We start from the raw sequence: 17,325 nt of genomic DNA on the forward strand, positions 1-17,325 counted from the left end.
ACGCTCGGGAGGAAGGCTACGAGGAATAGCTCGGGGTGTGGCCGGGGTCCCGGTTGAGGTATGGGCTGGGAATGCAGCGTGGGATGTAGCGTGGGATGTAGCCGGGGATGTAACAGCGGATGTAACAGCGGATGTAACAGCGGATATAGCGTGGGATGTAATAGCGGATGTAGACAATCGGATCATCGAAGCCTCCTTGCTTGATTAATTGATTTCCCCATGCGGCCCGAAACGCCGAAATGTGGCGCGGGGCGGCGGGGACTCGATGTCATCCTTGACCTCGAGATGTGCACAGCACAGAAAAAGTCTAGCAGAGCACCGGCAGATGAAAAGCGGTTCTTTTCGGGAGTGGACACAATTGATCGAATGCGCCTGCCCGATGGAGACAGGGGTAAGCCCTCATCCGAGGGAAAGTTCCGGGGGTAGCGGGCAGTCCATCACCGCCGCTACGGCGATCACCAACTCGCGTTCCACGGGGCAGACTTTCCCATCATCAGCCGCCGCAAGGGCCATGGCTTTCAGGATGCGGGGCTTTAGAAGAGGGTAGCAATCCCCCAGAGTGTTTACGCCGCGGCTAAACTCGGCCACGCTGCACGCTTCCAGGGGTAAGAGCGCGAGTCCCGTCAGCCCCAGCTCTTCGCAGGCGAGGGCAAAGGCTCGAGCGCTGTCTCCTTCCCCTTGATGGGCAAGTACCGACAGCACCTGTCGTAGTGGCGCCCTGACTTTGGCTATGTGTCGATAGCGGGGCCGGCTGTTTTCTACCCGAAGAAACTCCGGGTCGAGATAATGTCTGAGTAGCTGAAAAAGGCACCACTCAAAAAGATCGATGCGGCCATCGCTTTGGATGACTGACAGCAGGGTAGTCTTGAACTCGCGATACTGGGGCGTTGACAGGCTTTTGAGTGCCGGCATGGCGGTGGCCATCAGCGGGAAGCGCTGCCCCGGATGCAGATCGCGGACTTGGGGCAGCAAGACGCTTACCAACTCAAGTTGTCCCCGGACGCTTTTGTTGCGCAACACTGCCAGTGCTGCCCCTTGGGACTGCGACTCCCGCTGAGCGATGACCAGGGCCATGGCCATGGCTGTTGCGCCAAGGGGCTCCATAACGCTGTCGTGAAGGGCTTCGGGCAATGCGCCGCTGTCATCGCCAGCGGTGTCATCATCATTGCCCGAGCCGGCACCGCCTCCACTCGGTGCAAACTCCGCATCGGCGAATTCTTGATTGTTGCTCTCTTCTGCTTCCGTGAGCCCCGCAGTCGCCATTGCCGCCGCCACGAGCGCCGCTCTGCCGACTCCGGTCTGTACATCGTTCTCCGACAGGGGCTCGGTGGCATAGCGGACTTCCGCCCGTTGGATAAACTGTCCATTCCAGGCGTTATCCAGGCGACGGATGCGCTGCTCCAGAGGAGGGTGGGTGGAGAAGCCCTCCCAAAGGCGATGGCGTACCTCGCCAAAAAAGATATGCGACATCTCCGGAGCTCGGGCGCTGTGAACCAGGGAGCCGGGAACGAAACCACCAATGACCTTCAGTGCGTCGGCAATACCGCTGTTATCGCGGGTAAACTGCACCGCGCTGGCATCGGCAAGATACTCCTTCTGACGACTGATAGCCGCTTTGATAAATCCCGCCGCCAGTGAACCCAGCCAGCCGATAACCATCAGTCCCAGACCAACGATGGGTAGCGCCGCACTGCTCTCACTGCGCCGATTGCTGCGGCCCACGCCGTAGGCGCCCATGCGCAGCAGGAAGTGCCCCACGTCGCCGATAAAGGTGATGCCTTTTAACAGCGAGGCGAGGCGGATTCCCAGCCGCATATCGCCATTGAGGATGTGACTGAACTCGTGGGCCACAACCCCCTGGAGTTCATTGCGGTTCAACTGCAGCGCGGCACCCCGCGTGACGGCCACCACGGCGTCCGCGGGATTGACGCCCGCTGCGAAAGCATTGATACCCCGTTCGTCCGGGAGCACATAAAGGGCAGGTACGGGCATATTGGCCGCGAGGGAGAGCTCTTCAACGATATTCAGGCAACGTTTTTCATAGGGGTCGGCGCTTTGGCGGAGCACCCTGCGCCCGCCCAGACTCTCGGCCACGGCCTTGCCTCCCGATGAGAGCTGAAGCCAGCGCACGAGGGATACAAAACCCACGGTAGACAGCACTGCCAGGCCGATGACGCCAAAGCGCTCCCAGGAGAAGAGCGCCAGATAGCCCTCCCAGCCGCTGCCGCCGACATAGATGTTGTAGTCGCGACCCACCCAGAGAAAAGCGGCCACCAGGGCGTTAACGAGGATCACGATCAACGCCAGCGCCAGAACAAACAGAACCACCAGATAGCGGGTATTACGCCGGGCGCGATCCTGCTGAGAAAAGAAATCCACGATAGGGCCCTACAAGCCCCGCATCAGAAGCTGACTTTGGGCGCCGCCTGAATCTGCACGGAGTCATCAAACTCCAGAAGCTCCGCGTCAGAGGGATGACCAAAGGTCGCCGCCAGAACTACCGGCGGGAAACTTTGGCGGTAAGTGTTAAACGCCATAATGGCGTCATTGAAGCCCTGGCGGGCGAAGGCAACCCGGTTTTCCGTGCTGGTGAGCTCTTCAGACAGCTGCTGCATATTCTCGCTGGCCTTGAGGTCCGGATAGGCCTCCATGGTGATATTGAGTTTCCCCAGGGCGCCCTGAAGATTGTTCTCCGCGCCCGCGAGGCTGGCCATGGATGCACCGCTGTTACCGTCGCCAAGCGCTTTAAGGACGGCGGCGGCCTCGTTGCGGGCACTGACTACCGCGTCCAGAGTCTCCCGCTCGTGGGCCATGTAGGCGCGGGCGGTCTCCACCAGGTTGGGTATGAGGTCATAGCGTCGTTTGAGCTGGACCTCGATCTGCGCGAAAGCATTTTCATGGCGGTTCTTGAGGCTGACCAGGGTGTTGTAGATGTTGATGACATAAATCACCAGACCCAGTAGCACCAGCCAGAACACGATTGATGAGACTTCCATGAGACTACTCCTTTGCTGAAGGCATACCCGTGATGGTGAAAGCTTACCCTATGCGATGGCGCTAAGCTTGACCGGGACTCCATTGATCGCGGCGTTACCCGAAAGCTCATCCAGGTAGGCCGCATCGGTCACATCATTACAGGACACGCCCGCGTGAGCACTGGCGGTATCCATGCGGATGCCCTTACGGTTGTGGCCAAAGCCGTGGGGCAGGCTGACCACGCCGGGCATCACCTCGTCGGAGGCCAGCAGCGTGACCGTGACTTCGCCGCTGCGAGATTGCAAGACGGCCTGGTCGCCATCTTTGAGAGCGTGGGCGCTCAGGTCCTGGGGGTGAACCATAAGTTGATCACGGGATTTACCTTTTACCAGGCGGTGATAGTTGTGCATCCAGGAGTTGTTGGAGCGCACGTGCCTGCGCCCGATGAGTAGCAAGCCCTCGGCGCGGTGTTCTCCAAAGCTGTCCGACAGGCGCTGGAGGTCGGCCAGGGCCTGGGGTGCTGCACAGTGAATCTGCTTGTCGGCGGTCATGAGGCGCTCGGGAAGCATTGGCTGCAGTTCCCCAAGATCGATACCCGAGGGGTTCTCCTTGAGCTTGTCCAGACTCAGATCAAATGCGCTGTCTTTGCCATAGGGACCAAACTGCAGGCCCACGTCGATCATTTCATGGGGCGGCACCAGCTCCTTGGGCTCTTCGCCCAACGCTCGGGCAACGCGTTCGCCCAGTGCGGTAAAAATCTCCCAGTCGTGAAGCTTGTCGTCCGCGGGCTCAAACACCGGCGGGTTGTAGCGCGTGGTGTTGCGCATGGCGTTAATATGAAAAGCAATGTCGTAGTGATCATGCTCCAGGGGAGATGTGGGTGGCAGAATGATATCGGCATGTCGCGTGGTTTCGTTGATGTAAGGATCCAGAGACACCATGAACTCCAGCTGTTCAAGAGCATCATCCAGCGCCCGCCCGTTGGGAGTGGACAGCACAGGATTGCCCGCCCCGGTGAACATCACGCGGATCTGGCCTTCCCCGGAGGTGGTGATTTCTTCCGCCATGGCCGCGGCAGGCAGCTCCCGATCGAATTCCGGGAGATCGCGCACGCGACTGCGGTGACGGTCGAAACCACCGGGGCCGGTTCGGGGTACCTGATCTACGGCAGGGAGGGTGAACATACTGCTTCCCGGTTTATCCAGATTTCCCGTGGCGATGTTGATGATCTGTATGAGCCATTGGCACAGGCCGCCGAAGAGCTGTGTGGATACTCCCATGCGCCCGTAACAGATTGCCGCATCAGCCGCGGCGAATTCTCTTGCGATACGGCGAATGCTCTGCGCGTCGATGCCGCAGTGCTCTGCCGCATGTTCGGGCGTAAAGGACGCGACGGCGCCGGCAACTTCCTCCAGACCGGTGGTGAACTCTGACAGTCTGCCGGGGTTTGTAAGCCCCTCTTCAAACAGAGTGTTTAGCAGCGCCGCCAGAAACAGCGCATCACTGCCCGGAACAATGGAGAAGTGTTCACTGGCCAGTTCTGCGGTTTCCGTGCGCCTCGGATCCACCACCAGGAGCTTGCCCCCCCGGGTCTTGAAGTCCTTGATGCGCTGTTTGACGTCGGGGACGGTCCAGATGCTGCCGTTGCTGGCCAGAGGGTTGGCGCCCAACATCAGGAAGAAATCGCTGCGATCAATATCAGGAATCGGGAACAGGGATTTGTGTCCAAACAACCATAAGGATGTGAGGTGGTGAGGGAGTTGATCGACTGAGGTGGCGGAGAAGCGATTTTTGGATCGCAGCCAGCGGAAGAGATAATTCTGGTGGGTGAGCATGCCGTAGTTGTGTACCGAGGGGTTGCCCAGATACACGCCAATGGAGTCAACCCCGTGATCCTTATAACTCTTTACCAGGGCCTCAGCGGTGGCGTCCAGTGCTTCCTCCCAGCTGATTTCTTCCCAGCTGTGCGCTCCGTCGTCGTCGGTGACGCGGCGCACGGGATAGCGCAGTCGATCGGGATCTTCGTGGATGTCTTTCAATGCTACGGCTTTCGGGCAGATATGTCCGCGACTAAGCGGGTCGTCGGGATCGCCCTTGATGGACAGTATCTCCTCGCCACGGGTTTCAATCTTCAGGCCACAGATGGCTTCGCAAAGATGGCAGGCACGATAGTGGGTTTGTTGTGTCATGGGCGATGTCCGCAAGCGTGTTGGTGTTAGTGTATTGGTGCTGGCATGTCGTGAGACGGGATTCTTCAGTAGAACGACCTGCGCGTCTACCCCGCGGATAGCACCGGAAAGCCTGTCCCACTCGTCGTTTCTCTCAGATTGTTACACTGTAGCACTGCGGATGAGGAGAATCTCCTGGAGATCTTCCGAACAAGCAACGCATGGAGATGTCATGGACAAGAACTGGAACCGTTACAGCGCGACGGATTACTACGACGAGCTGATTACCGCGAAAGGCACGCCGAGGCAGGTGGCCCGGCCGGCGGTGAAGCTGTTGAAGGAATTGCCCACGGACGACTTGGCCGCCCGACGCACCGCTGCCGAGGTGGCTATCCGGGAAATGGGTATTTCCTTCACGGTTTACAGTGAGGCGGGAAACATCGACCGGGCCTGGCCCTTTGACCTGATCCCACGGGTTATCACTGCCCGGGAATGGGACAAGGTCCGTCGGGGGCTGGAGCAGCGCAGCCGTGCTCTCAATATGTTTATCCATGATGTTTACAACAAGCAGAAGATTTTCGCCGATGGCATCGTGCCCCCGGAGACTGTGCTTGAGTCCTCTAATTTTAAAGAGCAGTGTCTGGGCGCATCGCCGCGCTTTGGCGTGTGGGCAAACATCTGTGGGTCAGATCTGGTGCGCGACAGCGATGGGCATTTCTACGTGCTGGAGGACAATCTTCGCGTGCCCTCGGGTGTTTCCTACATGGTGGAAAACCGCGAGATCACCAAGCGGGTGCTCCCGGAAATTTTTGAAAATTACAGCATCCGTCCCGTCGATGATTACCCGTCCCAGCTTTACCGCATGCTCGCCGCACTCTCGCCACGCGATCGTAAACGGCCGGTGATTGTGGTGCTTACCCCGGGTATCTATAACTCCGCGTATTTCGAACATGCGTTTTTGGCCCAGGGTATGGGCGCAGAGCTGGTCGAGGGTGCCGATCTTTTTGTGGGAGACGATGATTGCGTCTTTATGCGGACTGTGGATGGCCCGGTACAGGTAGACGTGATTTATCGACGCATCGATGAAGATTTTATGGATCCTGAAGCATTTCGGGAGGACTCGGCACTGGGTGTGCCCGGGCTTATGCGCTCCTGGTTGAACGGCAAGGTCGGCATTGCCAATGCCCCGGGATCGGGCGTTGCGGATGACAAGGTGGTGTATGCCTTCGTGCCTGACATGATTCGCTACTACCTGAATGAAAAACCCCTGATTCGCAGCGTGCCCACCTATCTGTGCATGCGCGAGAAGGACCGGGAGTATGTGCTCAACAATCTTGAGAAGCTGGTGGTGAAGCCGGCCAATGAGTCCGGGGGCTACGGCATCATGGTGGGGCCTCATGTGGATAAGGCGACTCACCGCAAGTTTGCCAAACTCATCGAAAAGAATCCCCGCAATTACATTGCGCAGCCAACGCTTTCTCTCTCCACGGCTCCGACTTATATCGGTGATGAGATAAAACCTCGGCACCTGGATCTGCGGCCGTTCATTCTGCAGAGCCGGGATACCTGGGTGACCTCCGGCGGGCTCACCCGAGTGGCTATGGTCGAGGGCTCCCTGGTGGTGAACTCCTCCCAGGGCGGTGGCAGCAAAGACACCTGGATCGTGGAGGGTCGACTATGATCATGCTGTCGAGAGTTGCCGAGCGGGTCTACTGGATGGCGCGCTACATCGAACGCGCTGAAGATACCGCACGACTGGTCGCTGCCTACAACCATCTGGTTATGGATATCCCAAAAGGGTCCCAGCCCGGTTGGGAGATTCTTGTAAGGATCCTGGATGCTGACCCTGTATTCGATGAGTGGTTCAATGTGCGCAACGAGCAGAACGTCCTGCGCCTGCTCATTGGAGAAGCCGACGCCACCTGCAGTATCCCCTATGCGGTACACGCCGCCCGCGAGAACGTGCGCACCACCCGGGATGTGATTCCCGATGAGGTGTGGGAACTGGTCAATGAACTGTATCTCTATACCGCAGATGCCGCGGAACATTCCGTGGGACGAAGAAATCGCCAACAGTACCTTGAGCAGGTGATTCAGCGCTGTCAGGTAATCAATGGCGTGTTACGCAGCACCCTGTGCCGGGATCACAGTTACCGCTTTATCATGCTGGGCCAGCTTCTGGAGCGCGCGGATATGACCACGCGCATCATCGACGTGGGCGCTTCGGATTTCCTCGAGCGGGAAGGGGCGGCCCAGGGTATTGAGCACCTTCTCTGGGGCACTTTGCTGAAGTCCATGTCGGCACTGGGGGCTTATCGCCGCATGATTGGACCCCAGGTGGAGAAGAATGCCGCAGTGGATTTTGTCTTTATGGAAGAGACCTTTCCCCGATCCGTGCGTTTCTGCGTGCGAGGCATCCGGGACGAGCTCACGCCTCTGAGCAATAACAAGGGAACGCTTCGCGTGGTGGAGCGCATCCGACGTAAGCTGCGCGGTTTCGAGTCTAAAAATATGGATCAAAAGGCGCTGCACGCCTATATCGATGAGCTGCAACTTATTATCGGCGATCTTCATCAGGCGGTTTATGAGAGCTGGTTTCACAGTGGAGAAGGATGAGACGTTTTGCCTGTGACTGCGGTAGCGCGGTCTACTTTGAGAACGACTTCTGTATCAACTGCCAATCTGCGCTGGGTTACGACCCAAGCCGTGCCGACCTGATTACCCTCGCCGATTGGGGCGAGGGTATTTTTCGCGACTTTCTGGGCAATGCCTTTCGTTACTGCTCCAACGGTGAGTTGTTCGGGGTCTGCAACTGGTTACGACCAGCGGACTCCCCCAGTCAGTTTTGCACTGCCTGCCAGTTTAATCGCACGGTGCCGGATCAATCCCGACCGGAAAACCAGGAGCGCTGGCTGGTCCTTGAGCGGGGTAAAAAGCGCCTGTTCTACACTCTGGCGCAGCTGAAGTTGCCCATGCTTAATGGCTGGGCAGATCCCCAGCGGGGACTGCTGCTGGACTTTATCGAGGATGCGCGGACGTCGGAAAAGTATCCCGAGACTTTTGTGTCCACCGGTTACTTAGGCGGTGTCATCACCATAAACGCGGTCGAGGCTGACGATGTGGCCAGGGTCACCGTGCAGGACGAACTGGGTGAAAGCTATCGCACGGTGCTGGGTCATCTGCGCCATGAATCCGGTCACTATTATTGGTCACTGCTGAACCCTGAGCCCCGGCTTCTGGAGGAGTTTCGGAAGGTGTTCGGTGATGAGCGCCTGAATTATCAGGCAGCACTGGATACCCACTACCAGAGCGGTCCGCCCCCGGGCTGGAGGGGGCGGTTTATCAGTTCCTACGCGAGCGCCCACCCCAGTGAAGACTGGGCGGAATGCTGGGGGCACTATTTGCATATTTATGATGCGCTGGATACTGCCTGGGCGCACCAGCTACTGTCCCGTCAGCCGGAGTTCATGTCCATGTCAGAGCGCCTGCGTGCCTGGTCAAAGGTTAGCCTCATGCTCAACGAGCTTAACCGTAGCGTGGGACGGGGTGATGCCTATCCCTTTGTCATCAACGAGGTGGTGGCCGAGAAGCTGGAGCTTATTGATCTTGCGATGGATCGACTTCGAACACTGCGCTAAGCGATGGCAGGTTGTCGAAAGCCAGGCGGATATTGTCATCCCAGCTTTGGCGCAGATCTGACAGGTAGGGGTGGCCTTCTTCCAGCATGCAGTATTCCTCATGGGGCTGGAGGCTGTCCCTGCGATAGAACAGGCACTCCAGCGGAGGTCCCACGGTGGCGTTGGAGCGCATGGTGGAGTCCACCGAAACCAGGGCGCAGCGCATGGCCGTTTCCACCGGGGTGTCACTGCGGATAATCCTGTCCAGAATCGGCTTGCCGTATTTGGTCTCACCGATCTGAAGATAGGGGTAAAGATCAGACGCGGTGATGTGATTTCCCTCGGGGTAAATCATGTACAGCTCTGGCGAGTGTCCCTTGATCTGCCCGCCCAGAATAAATGTGGCACTGGCGTTGAATCCGGCGTTGGGGCCACCTTTCTTGGCGTACTTCTGCTGCTCCTTGAGGCTGATTTCACCGATGTAGTCCGCTACATCGCTCACGTAGCGCGCGTTAAAAATGTTGAGCTCGGTGTCTTCTTCCAGGTCACGCTGAATCTGCGCGATAACGGCCTGGCTCGTGGCCAGATTGCCCGCAGTGAGAATCACCATGGAGCGCTCGTAGGGCACGGAGAATCGATGCATTTTGCTGTACTTGCTGACGCGATCCGGACCGGCGTTGGTCCGCGAATCGGAGCAAAACACCAGTCCTTCCTCAAGCGCGATGGCGAGGCAATAGGTCATGTAGTTGGTCTGTGGAATCCTGCTGACTGAGCGAGGGAATATAACAAATATTGCGCCGCTGGCACCCTTGACGAAATACGGTAAGCTCTGCTCCGATTATCTGCGGGAGGGATAGGTGGTGAGAACGTTGCAGCGTATGGCGATATGTTTTGGCGCGGTCTCACTCGCTGCGTCCATCAACGTTTCCGCGCAGGAATTGGTTCCCCGGGCTTTCTGGCCCAGTCCCGTAGGCACGAATGTGCTGTCGTTGAGTTACCAACACAGCCGCGGCGATATTATCGTCGATCAATCTCTCCCCATTTCTGGCGTCGACTCAAGCATTGACTACTTTCAGCTCAGCTATCAGAGAACTCTCGATATCGCCGGACGGACCGCAAACCTTTCGCTTATCCAACTTGCCTCCGACGGTAAAACTTCCGCTGAGGTTCAGGACGTTTTTTTAACGCGGCGCACCGTGGGCCTGGGTGATACCACCATGAGGCTGGCGGTAAACCTTTTAGGCGCACCCGCCATGGATCGAGAAGGCTTTGCCGCTTTGAGGGCCGATCCCAAGCCTATTGTGGGAGGCAGTCTCAGCGTGACAGCGCCCACCGGTGCCTATGACAACGACCGGATCATCAACATTGGCACCAATCGCTGGTCGCTTAAACCGGGTCTGGGTGTTATCTACCCCCTGACGTCTTCCTGGCTTCTCGAGGGCGAACTATCCGTTGCCTTCTTTGGGGATAACGATAACTTTGTGGGTGAGACCCGGGAGCAGGAACCGGTGGCTAATGCGCAGCTTCACCTTATCAAACGTTTCTCCCGCGGTTTTTGGGCAGCGTTGGATGCCAATTATTACGTGGGTGGCCGGACTCGTGTGGGAGGCTCAAAGAATCAGGACTTGCAGCGGAACTCCCGTTTCGGAGCGACTCTCGTCTATCCCCTCGCACCGGGTAATGCCTTGCGCTTCGGTGCGTCCACGGGCACCGTCACTGAAACCGGCGGTGATTACGATCTGTTCTCTCTAAGCTGGATTCGCGCTTTTTAGGGTGCCTTTCCTTAAATCAGAAAGTCTTCGAGGAAAAAGAGCTTTGGATTTACCCGGGCTTATGTTTTACCAGGTATAGCCAAGACGGAAACGATAAGTTTGATCCAACTCCTCCGTTCCCTCCACAGCGCCGCTGTTGTAATCCAGCACCACCTCGGTGGCGCCCTGTAGGTGTCCGAGCAGTGGAAAGGCTAGTCCTACGGTGGTGTTGAGGATGAGGTTGTTCCGGTCGGCCAGATTTTTGACGCCTTTATGATCCACATATACGCGCGACGCGTCTCCAAAGTATTGGCTCTCCGAGCGCACGCTCCAGGTAAGGCCCACGTAACTGCGATCGGTCGCAGCGCTAAAATCCTCATTGACCTGTGACAGGCCCGTTTCGAGCTCCAGTACAAAAGGTGTTCCCACGAGCAGACTGCGTCCGAGATAGGGGCCGAAGGTCGTGCGCAGATCGAGATCCGCAAAGCGGTCCTCTTCTGCCGAGGCCGAGACTCCCCAATAGTAATCGCCAGTTTTGAAGCGGTCGTATTTGCCCGTAACCATCCAGTTTTCTGTGTTGCGTTCTCGGTTGGCTTCCCGGACTTCGCCTTCCAGCTTGAGGGTGTAGCGATCCTTGAGCCCGCTCCAGCGCGTGTCCACGCGGTAATCGAGCTCATCCAGCACCGAGTTGCCCCGCTGCAGGGAAAATGCGGAGCTCGCCACCCCCGTGTGACGATAACCCTTCCCAAGTTCCCAGGGTTCCGGGTTGATACGCAGAAGCTCCTCCAGGGCATAGCTCGTCCTGCCCTGAGTGGTGAGGCTCAGGGTTCTGTTGTCTACCACCAGGTTGTCGGTCTTCAGAACGGCGCCGTCCTTCATCTGCAGAGTCACCTTTGAGGCCACATCCATGGCAACGATGTTGCTCTTTTCGATGGTCAGCATTCCAGCAAAATCAGTATCGATCATCACTTTGCCGTTATCCGCGTCGTGGAAGCTGCCAATAATGACCGAACCATTGACCAGCTCAATTCGGTCAACATTGGCCTGCGCGAGACCTCCGAGCAGAAAAAGAAGAGCGAACGCAGCGCAGCGGGCGCCGCGCCTAAGAAAAAAGTGGGGAAGAGGAAGCATGGCGATGTTAGGACGAGACCCTGATTCAGCGTGAAGGCGCGAATTCTAGGTTCTCAGCCGTTCACAGGCCAGAGGCTTCTACCGTTTAAGCTATGAGATAGAGCCCCTTTGGCTTGCGGTCGTTACTGGCGGCCCATGATTTTCCGGATGTCGCTGTCATCTCCGGTGAGCTGCCAGTGAACAAGGGATATCGGTACGCTACCCGCGTCACGGAGCTCTTCGAAAAACATAGACAGCGGGTATTCTTCACCGGCGGCTTCCATTTGCTGCGTGCGTTTTGCAAGGAGTCGCTCCAGCAGATATTTGCCGGTGACATAGCTCGTGCCGTAACCCGGCTGGCGCAGATAAAGATGCTGTTCGAATTTGAGGAGCTCTGGTTCGTTGCTCATCCATCCCCGGGGCGTCCATTCCACATGTACCGTGCCGGCTTCCGCCATGGTCATTTCATTGGCGTGGGCTTTGAGAGAGCCCAGGCCTCGGGCTGCACGCTGGGCGAGCATGATCCATACAAGCTCCCGGGAGCGCGGGCTGTCTTCATACAGTCCCGCGTGCATGAACATTTCTTCAACGCCGGTCGCGGTGCCCTCGTTGCGGCTGTCAAAGATGTTGTAAAGGAGCGGTCCACGACGGATGGGGCTGGGGTGGGGGTATTCCTGTATTTCGGCCAGATCAAACCAGTGATAAAAGTGCGAGAGAAGGGGGCGGGGATCGTAATGCGTACCGATGGTAAAGAAGTTCCGCACGTCCTCAGGCTCGTAATCTCCCAAATGAGCGACGAGCTCCTCGGCCATGTAGTCGCGCATGGGAAGCACTTCTTCTTCGGCGAGCCAGCGCAGCATCTGCTCCGAGGTGCGTTTTACCAACGCGTCGTAGGCCTCTGGGCTGTCAACCGCTTTCTGTGGGGGTACGTGGCTGTTCCGGTGCTCCTCGAGCTTCAGTGAAGACCACGCGCGGTCGAGCTCGCGCTCCAGGAGCATGGTTTCTTCCTTGAAGTCGATGGGCAGATAATGCACCTGTGACTGGTACCAGCTGTACTCCTCCATGCCGATGCCGGAGGGGCCGGTTTTATTGGGTACCTGGGCCAGAAGCCACTCGATGAGATCTCTTGTGGCAGCACTGGCATTGTTCAGCGCTGCATCAAGATCGCTGCTGAGTCCCTCGCCGACTTTGGCTCGGATGTCATCGATTAGCTTGCCCTGGTCCTCGATGTTGCGGATACCGGCCACCCATAAATCCCGGGCGTTGCCCGTAAGATTGCCCCGAGCCTGTTGCATCAGCGGTGGGATCACTTTCAGCTCACGGATCATGCGATCTTCTTCTTTCTCCGTCAGCGGGAAGTCATAGGTCCACAATTCAAGAATCGCGTGATGGGTGGGGCCCTCGTGGGCGGGTACATCGCTGCGGTAGGCCCAGATGGTCTGATAAAAGGCCGGATCCCGGACCCAGGGTTTCAGCACGCGATGATTGAAGTCAAAGCCATTCATTTCGGCGCGAAGCACATGCCAATCGACTTTCTGCTCGATGGGCCAGTCGCTGGTGTCCAGGTCGTTGAGGCGGTTCTGCAGCGCCGGCAATTCTGCGTGCGCCTGGGCGAAACGACTGGCGGTGTAGTCCGGAGCACCGTTAAGGAGCGGTGGTTTTTCAAAGGCCCGCCAGTCGCCGAACAGATCTACCAGTTCCTCGTAGCTGCTGGCGTTTGCAAAAGTACCCCAGAGCACAAAGAAAAGCGTGAGAAGTCTCCGTGATGATCTCTTTGAGGCCGGACGCCGGAGCCTCTGTCGAGCGAGGTGAGTGAGCAGTGTTGACTGTTTTATCAGAATGGAAATACGCATGGCGGCTTACCCGGTCTAATCAATATTTGATGCGCTGTTTTCCGCACTCACGCCGGGAACCCACAGGCGGAGTACAGGAGAATCAAACGCGTTAATGACCAGCGATGGTAATGCACTACCGGTCAGAGTGCACACGCTCAGCGGCGCTGCTTTGTCCTTCTGCTGTAGGCGCGACTACCTCATCCCAGAGCAGGCTCTCTACCTGCGGGTAGGGCACGGGGTCAGCTGACAGCATGAGCACCAGCCGCAGGCCGTCACTGAAGTAGGGATCCTTCGCCAGGTTTACCGCGGGTTGCTCCTTGCTTGCGGCGCGGGACCGGGAATTCAACACGTCTCCTGATTTGGCTACGATCACTATGTTAACCGGGTCTCCGTCACCTGTGCTGTCGTTGTCGGTGGCGCAGCAGGGACGAGCCTCGATGCGCGCCTGCAGTTCTTCACGACTGAGATCCGGAAGCTCCCTGTCCGCATAGGTTTTTTCCGCGTCCAGCTTTTCATAGTCGAAAATTCCATCGGGGAGGGGAATCGCAAAACCAAAGCGGAGCTCCAACTGATCCGCGATGGGTAGTTTGCGGTTGTCGTGGACTGCCGCAACTTTTTGCCGCTGTAGTTCCGCGAGGTCCTGCACCAGTCGCACATCGACATAGCGGCCACCAATGGCCTTGGGGACGAACACAAAGCCTTCGTGAATCGAATCCGAAAGCAAAGATAGATGCATGGACGCCTTGCGGAGACCTTGCCGCGCACAGGGACGGCCGTCCTTCCGGATAGATCTGCTGGTGACCAGCGGCGACAGGCCAGCCATGCAGAGAGCGTGAGCTCCTTTATTTTGCGAGAATCCCTCCATGAACTCTCTTGATGACCGTGACCGTATCGATCCGCGCTATGACCCGGTCAGTGGATCCGTGGTCGCGACATTTTTTCGCTACGCAGTGCCGTCAGTGCTCGGTATGCTCGCGGTCACCTCGGCAGGAATCATCGACGGGATTTTCATCGGTAATTTTGTGGGCGCAAAAGCGCTGGCGGCGGTGAATCTCGCGCAACCGGCCTGGGCGGCCTTTGCGGCTATTGTCTTTACCCTGGCGGTAGGCGGGTCCGTGATGTGCGGTCGGTTTCTTGGTCAAAAAGACGCGGCCGCCGCTTCAGCTGTTTTTACCCGCACACTCCTTGCGGCCGTCGGCGCGGGCATTGTCATCGCCGGGGCTGGTCTGCTTTTTCTGGAGGATCTCGTGCGCTTGTTGGGCGCTACCCCGGAAGTTCAGCCTCTGGTAACAGCGTACATGCGCATAGTACTCATCTTTGCGCCGGTTTTCGTTGCAGGCCTGACCATGGACTATTTTGTGCGCGCTGACGGACGCCCGGTGCTCGCCGCAACGGGGTTGGTGGCCTTTTCGGCGACCAATATCGCGCTCAATACGCTGTTTATTGTCTTTCTCGATTGGGGCATCGTCGGGGCTGCCTGGGCGTCGGCGCTGGCCGAGTTCGCTATTTTCGCCATTCTCCTCTCCCACTGGTTTCATCCTCGATGTTCGCTCCGGCTGTCGCTGGCGCGCGGGAAATGGAGCGACCTTGGGCGGGCAGCGTGGAATGGCTTTTCGGAATTTATCAACGAGCTGTCCGTGGGACTGGTAGTGCTCTTTTTCAATTGGGTGATGATTACCCGTCAGGGCGTCGACGGAGTGGCTGCCTACACCATCATCACCTATCTGATGATGATAGGTCTGGAAGTAAGCTATGGAATTTCTGAGTCCCTGCAGCCCATGATCAGCCGCAACCTCGGCGCGGGGAACCCACAGCGGATCCGTCAATTCATGCTCACCGCAGTCGCAGCGGTTTTTTCTGTGGGCCTACTTGTATCGGTGCTGTTACTGGCGTTGCCCGAGACCATGATCAGCCTGTTTTTACGCCCTGGTGAACAGGCAGCGGCGGTTATCGCTTTGGCATTCATCAGCTACTTTTGGCCGGCATTTCTTCTCAACGGCACCAACATCACCCTGGCAAGTTACTTTACTGCGCTCCATCGCCCGCTGCCCTCAGCGGTTATAGCGCTGAGTCGCAGCCTCGTTTTGCCAGGTTTTGGCTTATTGCTGTTGCCATTATGGTGGGGCGATGCCGGTGTTTATCTGGCTATTCCCCTGGCTGAGTTGCTCACGCTGATCCTGGCGGTGGTCCTGGTGCTACGTTTCAAGCCCATCGATGATGTAGTCGGAGATAAAGTATTCGAAACCGAGGTTCGAGAGTAAAGCAATGACATCGCTCCATGAGAATCACCGATTAATTCACGTCGCGCGTCCGCTAATCGCCGCTCTGATCTTGTCAGGGGTGGTTTGCAGGGGCCCGACGCTTCACGCCGGGGAGGCGGCAATAGCCTCACCGGAGCCACACGCAACAGAAATTGGTCTGGCAGTGCTTCGCGAGGGCGGTAATGCGGTAGATGCGGCGACCGCCGTTGCCTTTGTCCTCGCAGTGACATTCCCCGAAGCGGGCAACATTGGCGGCGGTGGCTTCATGATGTTGCATGTCGATGGAGCACCGGTGTTTCTCGACTACCGAGAGGTGGCGCCCGCGGCAGCCTTTCGGGATATGTATCTTGATAGCAATGGTGCGGTAAACCCCGACGCGAGTCTTACCGGTCATCGTGCTGTCGGCGTGCCGGGGACGGTAGCGGGGCTCTGGGCGGTCCATCGTCGCTACGGAGAAATGCCGTGGTCAGCCCTTCTGGAGCCGGCTATAGCGCTGGCAGAAAATGGCTTCACAGTTTCCCAAGCTTTTGTCGATGAAATGGACTACGAACGAGAGCGTTTAGCGGGTTCTTCGGGGTTTATTGATTACTTCGGCAAGGCGGTTGCAGGGCAGCCCTTCGTACAGCGCGAATTGGCAGAGACCCTCAAACGCATTGCGGCACAGGGTGCCCGCGGTTTTTACAAGGGCAAAACCGCAGAATTGATCGATGCCGAAATGCAGAGGGGAGGTGGGCTCATTACCAAAGAGGATCTGGCGTCCTATGAGGTACGCTGGCGCTCACCCCTGACGTTTCCCTGGCGGGGTTATGAGGTGGTTACCGCGCCATTGCCCAGCTCCGGTGGTCTCGCCATCTTTCAGTACCTAACCATGAAAGACTCGCTCCGTGACGACTTCGCGGGGCTCGCCCACAACTCCCCTCAATACATACACCTGAAGGCGGAAATCGAAAAGCGCATTTTCGCCGACCGGGCGCGGTTTCTGGGTGATGCCGATTACGTGGATGTACCCATGGAAGCATTGCTGGATCCGGTCCGTTTAAAAAAACGTGCTGAAACTATCGACCCCGTGTCTATTTCTCCAACGGAACCTGTGAAAGCGGTGAGGGAGCCGATTCACACAACGCACTTTTCCATATTGGATGCTAAGGGCAATGCGGTATCCAACACCTACACCCTCAATACCAGTTATGGTTCTGGCGTAGTGGTCCGCGGTGCGGGCTTTCTCCTGAATAACGAGATGGACGACTTTTCTGCGGCGCCCAATCAGCCTAATTACTACGGTGTGGTGGGGGACGAGGCCAACGCCATTGCACCGGGCAAACGGATGCTGTCTTCCATGTCGCCAACGCTGCTTCTCAGAAATAAGGAGGTGGTCATGGCGCTGGGTGCTATGGGTGGTTCAACGATTTTTACCACCGTTTATCAGATGATGAGCAATATCGTTGAGTTTGGAATGTCCGCGGCAGAGGCGCAGGCCGCGACGCGGGTCCACCATCAGCTGCTGCCGAAGGACCTGATTAGCTACTCTCCGACAACACCGCTCACGGACTCAACCATTGGTGCCCTGAAGCAGCGCGGCTATGAAGTAGAGCCTCACGGCTATGAGT

13 protein-coding genes are annotated in these 17,325 nt (G+C 57.6%); 6 read left to right on the top strand and 7 right to left on the bottom strand.

Annotated features, from left to right (window positions below; genetic code table 11):
• Positions 1-399 precede the first annotated feature (399 nt).
• The 3 genes from ACTG3T_RS07280 to ACTG3T_RS07290 are packed head-to-tail and all read right to left on the bottom strand — an operon-like array spanning position 400 to position 5,165.
• Complete coding sequence (locus tag ACTG3T_RS07280; protein WP_439101597.1) at positions 400-2,379, bottom strand: M48 family metallopeptidase; 1,980 nt, start codon at positions 2,377-2,379, stop codon at positions 400-402.
• 23 nt (positions 2,380-2,402) lie between these two features.
• Positions 2,403-2,996, bottom strand: coding sequence for a LemA family protein (locus ACTG3T_RS07285; RefSeq protein WP_439101598.1), 594 nt, complete (start codon positions 2,994-2,996; stop codon positions 2,403-2,405).
• Between the two features lie 48 nt (positions 2,997-3,044).
• Positions 3,045-5,165, bottom strand: a complete 2,121-nt coding sequence (locus ACTG3T_RS07290; RefSeq protein WP_439101599.1) for a molybdopterin-dependent oxidoreductase — start codon at positions 5,163-5,165, stop codon at positions 3,045-3,047.
• A gap of 211 nt (positions 5,166-5,376) precedes the next feature.
• Here ACTG3T_RS07290 and ACTG3T_RS07295 point away from each other — a divergent pair, with 211 nt between their 5' ends.
• The 3 genes from ACTG3T_RS07295 to ACTG3T_RS07305 are packed head-to-tail and all read left to right on the top strand — an operon-like array spanning position 5,377 to position 8,782.
• Complete coding sequence (locus ACTG3T_RS07295) at positions 5,377-6,825, top strand: circularly permuted type 2 ATP-grasp protein (RefSeq protein ID WP_439101600.1); 1,449 nt, start codon at positions 5,377-5,379, stop codon at positions 6,823-6,825.
• Positions 6,822-7,760, top strand: coding sequence for an alpha-E domain-containing protein (locus ACTG3T_RS07300; protein WP_439101601.1), 939 nt, complete (start codon positions 6,822-6,824; stop codon positions 7,758-7,760). The genes ACTG3T_RS07295 and ACTG3T_RS07300 overlap by 4 nt, the downstream gene beginning before the upstream one ends.
• Positions 7,757-8,782, top strand: a complete 1,026-nt coding sequence (locus tag ACTG3T_RS07305) for a zinc-binding metallopeptidase family protein (RefSeq protein WP_439101602.1) — start codon at positions 7,757-7,759, stop codon at positions 8,780-8,782. Before ACTG3T_RS07300 ends, ACTG3T_RS07305 begins: the two co-directional genes overlap by 4 nt.
• Here ACTG3T_RS07305 and ACTG3T_RS07310 read toward each other — a convergent pair.
• Positions 8,742-9,503 carry a proteasome-type protease gene (locus tag ACTG3T_RS07310; RefSeq protein ID WP_439101603.1) on the bottom strand — a complete coding sequence of 254 codons (762 nt, stop codon included), beginning with the start codon at positions 9,501-9,503 and terminating at the stop codon, positions 8,742-8,744. The genes ACTG3T_RS07305 and ACTG3T_RS07310 overlap by 41 nt on opposite strands.
• Positions 9,504-9,618: 115 nt before the next feature.
• Between ACTG3T_RS07310 and ACTG3T_RS07315 the strand changes: the two genes are divergently transcribed.
• Positions 9,619-10,533, top strand: coding sequence for a transporter (locus ACTG3T_RS07315; RefSeq protein WP_439101604.1), 915 nt, complete (start codon positions 9,619-9,621; stop codon positions 10,531-10,533).
• Between the two features lie 66 nt (positions 10,534-10,599).
• Here ACTG3T_RS07315 and ACTG3T_RS07320 read toward each other — a convergent pair whose 3' ends face one another.
• From ACTG3T_RS07320 to ACTG3T_RS07330, 3 genes are all read right to left on the bottom strand, one after another.
• On the bottom strand, positions 10,600-11,643 hold the full coding sequence (locus ACTG3T_RS07320; protein ID WP_439101605.1) for a DUF481 domain-containing protein: 1,044 nt from the start codon (positions 11,641-11,643) through the stop codon (positions 10,600-10,602).
• Between the two features lie 122 nt (positions 11,644-11,765).
• Positions 11,766-13,361, bottom strand: a complete 1,596-nt coding sequence (locus ACTG3T_RS07325) for a hypothetical protein (RefSeq protein WP_439101606.1) — start codon at positions 13,359-13,361, stop codon at positions 11,766-11,768.
• 229 nt (positions 13,362-13,590) lie between these two features.
• Positions 13,591-14,193 (bottom strand): hypothetical protein, encoded by a 603-nt coding sequence (locus ACTG3T_RS07330; RefSeq protein WP_439101607.1) that lies wholly within the window; start codon positions 14,191-14,193, stop codon positions 13,591-13,593.
• Between the two features lie 127 nt (positions 14,194-14,320).
• On the opposite strand from ACTG3T_RS07330, the gene ACTG3T_RS07335 reads away from it, so the two are divergent.
• Together ACTG3T_RS07335 and ggt are read left to right on the top strand one after the other, a co-directional pair.
• On the top strand, positions 14,321-15,718 hold the full coding sequence (locus ACTG3T_RS07335) for an MATE family efflux transporter (protein WP_439101608.1): 1,398 nt from the start codon (positions 14,321-14,323) through the stop codon (positions 15,716-15,718).
• A gap of 4 nt (positions 15,719-15,722) precedes the next feature.
• Positions 15,723-17,325 (top strand): gamma-glutamyltransferase (gene ggt, locus ACTG3T_RS07340; RefSeq protein ID WP_439101609.1); only part of this gene is annotated, 1,603 nt, incomplete at its 3' end.

It is taken from the genome of Congregibacter sp., from assembly GCF_965660375.1.
GTDB lineage: Bacteria > Pseudomonadota > Gammaproteobacteria > Pseudomonadales > Halieaceae > Congregibacter.